Genomic DNA, 4,249 nt, shown 5'->3' on the forward strand with positions numbered 1-4,249 from the left:
CACCCGCCCTTCTCACATGCAGGGGTTACTCGCCCGAAGCCGCCGCCAGGTCGGGGCTCGAGGTGATCGCTCCGCCGGTGTTGATGCCGACCGAGACCTTCTCGCCGCGGGCGCTGGTCTCGAACTGGAACTTGCCGTCCGCAGCATCCACCTTCACGTGGTCGCCGGGGTTGAGCTCACCGTGGAGGATCTTCTCGGACAGCTGGTCCTCGATCTCGCGCTGCATCGCACGACGCAGCGGGCGGGCACCGAGTGCAGGGTCGAAACCGATCTCGATCAGACGCTCCTTGGCCGACTGCGACAGCTCCACGGTCATGTCACGGTCGAGCAGACGGTCGCTGAGGCGCTTGACGAACAGATCGACGATCTGCACGAGCTCTTCCTTCGACAGCTGCGGGAACACGATGACGTCGTCGACGCGGTTGAGGAACTCGGGCTTGAAGTGCCGCTTGAGTTCTTCGTCGACCTTGCCCTTCATCCGCTCGTAGCTCGTCTGCGCGTTGCCCTCGATCTGGAAGCCGACAGGTCCTCCGGCGATCGCGGACGATCCGAGGTTGGTCGTCATGATGATGACCGTGTTCTTGAAGTCCACCACGCGACCCTGACCGTCGGTGAGCCGACCCTCTTCGAGGATCTGCAGCAGCGAGTTGAAGATGTCGGGGTGCGCCTTCTCGATCTCGTCGAACAGCACGACCGAGAACGGCTTGCGGCGCACCTTCTCGGTGAGCTGGCCGCCCTCTTCGAAGCCGACGAACCCTGGAGGGGCGCCGAACAGCCTGGAGACGGTGTGCTTCTCACCGAACTCGCTCATGTCGAGCGAGATCAGTGCGCCCTCGTCGTCGAAGAGGAACTCGGCGAGCGCCTTGGCGAGCTCGGTCTTTCCGACACCGGTCGGGCCGGCGAAGATGAACGAGCCAGAGGGGCGCTTCGGGTCCTTCAGACCGGCGCGCTGGCGACGGATCGTGCGGGAGAGCGCCGCGATGGCCTCTTCCTGCCCGACGACGCGCTGGTGCAGCGCCTTCTCCATGAAGACGAGCCTGCTCGACTCCTCTTCCGTCAGCTTGAACACCGGGATGCCGGTGGCCTGTGCGAGAACCTCGGCGATCAGGCCCTCGTCGACCACTGCTGCGGTCGCGACGTCGCCGGAGCGCCACTGCTTCTCGAGGCGCAGACGCTCGGCGAGGAGGCTCTTCTCCTCATCGCGCAGGGCTGCGGCCTTCTCGAAGTCCTGCTCCTCGGATGCCGCTTCCTTCTGCTCGCGCACAGCGGCGATCTTGTCGTCGAATTCGCGCAGCTCTGGCGGGCTGGACAGGATCGACAGGCGCAGGCGTGCGCCGGCCTCGTCGATCAGGTCGATGGCCTTGTCCGGCAGGAACCGGTCGGCGACGTAGCGGTCGGCGAGGTTGGACGCCGCAACGATCGCGCCGTCGGTGATCTGCACCTTGTGGTGCGCCTCGTACCGATCGCGCAGTCCCTTGAGGATGTTGATCGTGTGCGGCAGGCTCGGCTCGGCGACCTGGATCGACTGGAAGCGGCGCTCGAGCGCAGCATCCTTCTCGAAGTGCTTGCGGTACTCGTCGAGCGTGGTCGCACCGATCGTCTGCAGCTCGCCACGGGCGAGGAGCGGCTTCAGGATGCTGGCCGCGTCGATCGCGCCCTCGGCGGCACCCGCACCCACGAGGGTGTGGATCTCGTCGATGAAGACGATGATGTCGCCGCGCGTGCGGATCTCCTTCGTGACCTTCTTCAGGCGCTCTTCGAAATCGCCGCGGTAGCGGGATCCTGCGATGAGCGAGCCGAGGTCGAGCGAGTAGAGCTGCTTGTCCTTCAACGTCTCGGGCACGTCGCCCTTGACGATCGCCTGGGCGAGGCCCTCGACGACGGCCGTCTTGCCGACGCCGGGCTCGCCGATCAGGACGGGGTTGTTCTTGGAGCGGCGGGAGAGGATCTGCATGACCCGCTCGATCTCCTTCTCGCGCCCGATCACCGGGTCGAGCTTGTTGTCGCGGGCGGCCTGGGTGAGGTTGCGTCCGAACTGGTCGAGCACGGCGGATCCGCCCTGGGCGGCCTGCTGGCTGTCGTTCGTGGTCGCGCCGACGGCGGCGGGCTCGCGGCCGGGGGCGCCGGAGAGCAGCTGGATGACCTGCTGGCGCACCTTGTTGAGATCTGCGCCGAGCTTGACGAGCACCTGGGCTGCGACGCCTTCGCCCTCGCGGATGAGGCCGAGCAGGATGTGCTCGGTGCCGATGTAGTTGTGGCCGAGCTGCAGCGCTTCGCGAAGGCTCAGCTCAAGCACCTTCTTGGCGCGCGGCGTGAACGGGATGTGGCCGGTCGGCTGCTGCTGGCCCTGACCGATGATGTCCTGCACCTGCTCGCGCACGGCGTCGAGGGAGATGCCCAGACTCTCGAGAGCCTTGGCGGCGACGCCTTCGCCCTCGTGGATGAGGCCGAGCAGGATGTGCTCGGTGCCGATGTAGTTGTGGCCGAGCTGCAGCGCTTCGCGAAGGCTCAGCTCAAGCACCTTCTTGGCGCGCGGCGTGAACGGGATGTGGCCGGTCGGCTGCTGCTGGCCCTGACCGATGATGTCCTGCACCTGCTCGCGCACGGCGTCGAGGGAGATGCCCAGACTCTCGAGAGCCTTGGCGGCGACGCCTTCGCCCTCGTGGATGAGGCCGAGCAGGATGTGCTCGGTGCCGATGTAGTTGTGGTTGAGCATCTTCGCCTCTTCTTGGGCGAGGACGACGACACGACGGGCTCGGTCTGTGAATCTCTCGAACATTGTCAACTCCTTGGTTCGCACGGGGCGAATGCACTGACGCCAGACGGCTCTTCAGCGCCTGTACATCGAGAGTAACGAGCGATCGGGGTCGATAAGCCCGTGTTCGCCGTCGGCATACCCCGCGACGGCGTCTGGCGAGCGGATGCGTCGATGAGGGTTGACGGCATTATCGACAGTCGTTATGTTAACGGAAGTCGATAACAACGATATTCGATATGGAGGTTCACATGGACACGCGCGACGGACGCCCGTCCTTCAGCGAAGCGGTGGCGTTGGGCCTGGTCGCCACAGGCGCTGTGAGCATCGGGATCGCGTCGATCTTCGGCGCCGTGGGGGCAGGGTTCGAGATCTTCGGTTCACCGGTTGCGGTGGTCCTGCCTGTGAACGGCGCGGAGATGACGTCGCTTGCGGATGCGGACGGGGTCGCTGCGGCGGAGTACACGCAGTCGCTCGTGTCGTTCGAGACGCTGGATGCCGGAACCCGCTGGCTGCTGCTCGCAGAGGCCGCGCTTCCTGCTGTGGCGACCGTGATCATGTGCGCTGCGCTGTGGTGGCTGGGGCTGTCGCTGATCCGGCAGCGGGCTTTCCGGCGGTCGATGGTCCCGATGCTGGCGACAGCCGCGTTCGCTCTCATCGTGACGGGGATGATCGGACCGTTGCTGGGTGCGATCGCTCGTGCTCAGGCGGTCGAGCAGCTCACGGCATCCGGCGCCGACACGGACGGGTTCTGGATGTTCCTGTACGAATTGAACCCCGCGTCGATCGGGTGGGGCATCGCGCTGGCACTCGTGGGCACGGCGTTCGAGGTCGGTCGACGGCTGCAGCGCGAGACGGAAGGACTGGTGTGATGATCGAGCCCGACCCCACCACGATCCGTTCCGAGCGGATCGATGCCTTCAACGTCCTGCTCCTCGGAATCTCCGTCGCCGTCATCGCCTGCATCCTGATCAGCCTGCGAGTGGTCAGCACATTCCGCCCTGAGGGGATCGCCTGGACGATCGATACAGACGAACAGACGGTCGAGGCGACCGTCGACTCAGGGGCGGGGTCGATCGCTGGCATCGTCTCTTCTGTAACGGTGATCGTGCCGAACGTGAACGGGTGGTCGGTCGCAGCCATCATCGCCTCTCTCGCACTCGTCACCCTCGCGGTACTGCTCGTGATCGCGTGCGTCATGCGCATCGCGTGGAGTTTCCTGCGAGGGCGGTTCTTCAGCGAAGGCACGGCGCGCAGCTTCGAGGTCGCGGGCAGCACGATCGTCTTCGCTCCGTGCGGTCTTCTGTCGCTCGATACCGCGGGACGCAGTGGGGTGCTCCAGGCGCTTGACATCGCCGGCGCCGAACCGGTGCATCCGACCGCAGCGTGGGCGTTGCTCCCGTACATCGCCGTCGGCGTGTCGGTGATCCTCATCGGCACCGCGTTCCGACGCGGCATCCGCCTGCAGCGCGAGACGGAAGGACTGGTGTGATG

Annotated in this window: 3 protein-coding genes; 2 read left to right on the plus strand and 1 reads right to left on the minus strand. The window is 65.9% G+C overall.

Going from position 1 to position 4,249, the window contains the following annotated elements; genetic code table 11:
* Positions 1 to 25: 25 nt before the first annotated feature.
* Positions 26 to 2,779: a Clp protease N-terminal domain-containing protein gene (locus ACNPNP_RS17825; protein WP_448967396.1), complete on the minus strand. Its 2,754-nt coding sequence runs from the start codon at positions 2,777 to 2,779 to the stop codon at positions 26 to 28.
* Between the two features lie 227 nt (positions 2,780 to 3,006).
* On the opposite strand from ACNPNP_RS17825, the gene ACNPNP_RS17830 reads away from it, so the two are divergent.
* Entirely contained in the window at positions 3,007 to 3,627 is a 621-nt protein-coding gene (locus tag ACNPNP_RS17830; protein WP_448967397.1) for a hypothetical protein, read from the plus strand.
* The gene (locus ACNPNP_RS17835; RefSeq protein WP_448964496.1) at positions 3,627 to 4,247 is read left to right on the plus strand and encodes a hypothetical protein; all 621 of its coding nucleotides are present in this window, start codon (positions 3,627 to 3,629) and stop codon (positions 4,245 to 4,247) included. Before ACNPNP_RS17830 ends, ACNPNP_RS17835 begins: the two co-directional genes overlap by 1 nt.
* Positions 4,248 to 4,249: the final 2 nt, after the last annotated feature.

This window comes from Microbacterium xerophyticum (genome assembly GCF_053543555.1).